General features: G+C 48.8%; 3 protein-coding genes, 1 tRNA gene and 1 riboswitch. All 4 genes read left to right on the top strand.

Annotation, left to right across the window (positions count from 1 at the left end; all coding sequences use genetic code 11):
- Window positions 1-13: 13 nt before the first annotated feature.
- Window positions 14-87 (top strand) — tRNA-Asp (locus tag FD01_RS12485).
- A gap of 61 nt (window positions 88-148) precedes the next feature.
- Window positions 149-790, top strand: coding sequence for a hypothetical protein (locus FD01_RS12490; RefSeq protein WP_056964612.1), 642 nt, complete (start codon window positions 149-151; stop codon window positions 788-790).
- Window positions 791-817: 27 nt separating this feature from the next.
- A riboswitch (SMK box riboswitch) is annotated at window positions 818-900 on the top strand.
- Window positions 898-2,082 carry a methionine adenosyltransferase gene (metK, locus tag FD01_RS12495; protein WP_056964614.1) on the top strand — a complete coding sequence of 395 codons (1,185 nt, stop codon included), beginning with the start codon at window positions 898-900 and terminating at the stop codon, window positions 2,080-2,082. (Overlaps the previous riboswitch by 3 nt.)
- Before the next feature lie 79 nt (window positions 2,083-2,161).
- Window positions 2,162-3,462 (top strand): MDR family MFS transporter (locus tag FD01_RS12500; RefSeq protein ID WP_056964616.1); only part of this gene is annotated, 1,301 nt, incomplete at its 3' end.

Consider the following 3,462-nt stretch of genomic DNA (forward strand, 5'->3'; position numbering starts at 1 on the left):
TTTTTATTCTTACGGTTCCATGGTCTAGTTGGTTAGGACGCCTGCCTGTCACGCAGGAGATCACGAGTTCGAGTCTCGTTGGAACCGTACCGGCTACGCTCACTATGATAGTGGGCGCTTTTTGTTTACCTAAACTGGAGGTTCTGTGATGCAAAATTCAAAACCAGTCCTGGTGGCCTTGAGTTGGCTGCAAATCGCTTTAATGCCAATGCTATATCTATGGTCAGCAGGGATTCAGTGGTCGTTGACCTTAGTGGCAACGTTGCTGTTTACTTTATGCCTGGCAGGCGCACGCGGCCAAATCAAGCTGATTTGGTGGCTGGCCACCGCCGCAATTTTTGGCGTGATCGCAGCTAGTGCGCAATGGTTATTGTTGCCGGTGATCTTGGCCCAAGTGGTTTATAGCGGCTTGATCAATAGTCAAAAGCTGTCGCAAGCGCTGGAAATCACCTTATGGACCATCAGCGTGTTCTTTGCACAAATGGTGTTGTTGTATCAATTGATGCAAGGCACCACTTGGCAGCTGTTGTTATTGTTGGCGGTGCTACTGATCCCTCAAGTCATCAGTGTGTGGGCTGATCGGATGCCAGTGTGGTTAGCACTGATAATGCTGGCAGCCGTTGCTGTGATCGGGTATTTCAGCGGGCAATTGACCTTGATCGCAGCTGGCGCGTTAGTGGTGATCGCAGCGGCATCATCCACGCGCGTCTTGAAGGTCAATGCCAATCTCCAAGCCCTGGCTTCTGTGCTGATCGGTGTTATTTTCATCTTGTCGCGCTTACACGGGTGATTTGTTTCAGCCAACGTGTTATGCTAGAAATGTTGCAATCGACTTCCCGATGGGGTCCAAATTTTGGACATGCCTTGTAACCGATAAATTTTAGGGGGAAACATAAAATGCAGGAACGTCACTTATTTACGTCGGAGTCTGTTTCAGAAGGCCATCCCGACAAAATCGCTGATCAAATCAGCGATGCGATTTTAGATGCCATTTTAACTGAAGACCCACAAGCGCACGTGGCTTGTGAAACTACTGTTACCACAGGATTGGTCTTAGTCGTTGGCGAAATCTCCACCACAGCTTATGTCGACATTCAAAAAATCGTGCGCGACACGATCCGCGAAATCGGCTATACCAAAGAATCAGGCTTTGATCCAGATTCTGTTGGCGTTTTGACGGCGTTGGACGAACAATCACCAGATATTGCTTTAGGCGTCAATGATTCTTATGAAGCCAAAGAAGGCCAAACCGACCCATTAGATAAAATTGGGGCCGGTGATCAAGGCATGATGTTTGGTTACGCGATCAACGAAACCAAAGAGCTCATGCCTTTGCCAATTTTGTTATCACATCAATTGATGCAAAAAATTGCCAAGCTGCGCAAAGACGGTACCATCAAGTACTTGCGGCCTGATGCCAAAGCCCAAGTCACCGTCGAATACGATGACAATGAAAAGCCAGTCCGGGTCGATACGGTTGTGGTTTCCACGCAACATAACCCAGATGTCACGTTGGCGCAGATCCGCAAAGATATTGAAGCGCAAGTGATTCGCGCGGTGATCCCAGCAAACTTGTTGGATGATCAAACCAAGATTTACGTCAATCCAACTGGCCGCTTTGTTTTAGGTGGCCCGCAAGCCGATTCTGGTTTGACCGGACGTAAGATCATCGTTGATACTTACGGTGGTTTCGCCCGTCATGGTGGTGGTTGCTTCTCTGGTAAAGATGCCACCAAAGTTGACCGTTCCGCTTCATACGCAGCCCGCTACATCGCCAAAAACGCGGTGGCAGCCGGCTTAGCTGACAAACTTGAAGTGCAACTGGCTTATGCCATCGGCGTGGCGCAACCGGTTTCCGTGTCCGTTAACTGCTTTGGCACCAACAAAATCGCAGAAGAAAAGATCCAACAAGCGATTCGCGAGAACTTCGACCTGCGCCCTGCAGGCATCATTAAAATGTTGAACTTACGCCGGCCGATTTACAAGCAAACGGCAGCGTATGGTCATTTTGGACGTACAGATGTTGATCTGCCTTGGGAACACCTCGATAAAGTTGAGGCGTTGGCCAAGTACTTAGATTAAACGAGTGAAGAGGCGTCCATCACCCTAAGCGGTGGTGGATGTTTTTTTATGGGATCGATCAGACTTATTTGGAGGTAGTATGCAAAAGAAAAAAACCAATGTTGTGGTGGTGACCATTGCGATTTTTATCGCGACATTTATGACTGCAGTGGAAGGCACCATTGTGGCCACTGCCTTGCCGACCATTGTTGGGGAGCTCCATGGCGTGGCGATGATGAACTGGATCATTTCCATTTATTTATTGACCAACGCCATGGCGACCCCGATTTTTGGGAAGCTCGCGGATCAAATCGGACGCAAACCCGTCTTTTTAGTCGGCTTGGCGATATTTATTACCGGATCATTTTTATCTGGGATATCCAATTCTATGCCGATGTTGATCGTCATGCGGGCGATTCAAGGGGTTGGTGCCGGCGCCATTATGCCAGTGACCTTTACCATCATTGCCGACATTTATCCGTTTGAAAAACGCGCCAAGGTGCTAGGCTTCAATGGCTCAGCTTGGGGCATTGCGGCTTTAGTGGCACCACTGCTAGGTGGCTTTATTGTCGAAAAGCTGTCGTGGCATTGGATCTACTTTATCAACGTGCCGATCGGGTTGTTGTGCATGGTGTTAGTCGGTGGGTTCTTGTTTGAATCTCGGACCCCTTCCAAAGCCGCGATCGATTATGTCGGCACAGTGTGGTTAGTGGCCAGCTTGGTGCTGTTACTCCTCGGTTTTCAAAGCTTATCGGCCAGCCATGGCGTGATCAAGCTGATCGGTTTTTTGATCGCTGCGGGTGTGTGCTTGTGGCTGTTTGTTAAAGCCGAACGCAAAGCAGTGGATCCGATTATCGATTTAAGTTTATTCAATGAACGCGCCTTTGTGATCACGAATTTGATCGCGGCGTTGATTTCCGGGTTTGTGATCGGGTATGAAACTTATATGCCGATGTGGGTGCAAGGTATTTTAGGCATGAGTGCGACGTTTGGTGGGTTTGCCATTACGCCAAGCTCTTTGATGTGGATCGTCGGGTCTTTTGTGGCGGGCCGTTTATTGGTCAATAGTACCCCGAAGAAAATCATGACCATGGCGCTGATGGTGCTGTTAGTCGGCAGTATTTTGTTGGCGTTAGTGCCACAAAGCTTTCCATACTGGGGCTTCTTGTTGATTGCGTGCTTGACCGGATTTGGGTTTGGGAATGTGATCACCACTACGACCGTTCGCGCCCAAGCCGTAGTGCCAAAAGATATGGTCGGAGTGGCGACGAGTTTCAACACCTTGAGTCGGACTTTAGGGCAAACCATCATGGTATCTGTCTACGGAGTGGTATTGAACTTACGCTTGGGCGTGCGGACAAAAACCTGGACTTCGGGTATGATGTCATTATGTATTCAAAA

This window comes from Lacticaseibacillus manihotivorans DSM 13343 = JCM 12514, from assembly GCF_001435035.1.
Taxonomy (GTDB): Bacteria; Bacillota; Bacilli; order Lactobacillales; family Lactobacillaceae; genus Lacticaseibacillus; species Lacticaseibacillus manihotivorans.

Excerpts from the sequence above, each read along its gene's own strand:
- FD01_RS12490 (WP_056964612.1), top strand. The coding sequence starts at position 149 with ATGCAAAATTCAAAACCAGTCCTGGTGGCCTTGAGTTGGCTGCAAATC.
- metK (WP_056964614.1), top strand. The coding sequence starts at position 898 with ATGCAGGAACGTCACTTATTTACGTCGGAGTCTGTTTCAGAAGGCCAT.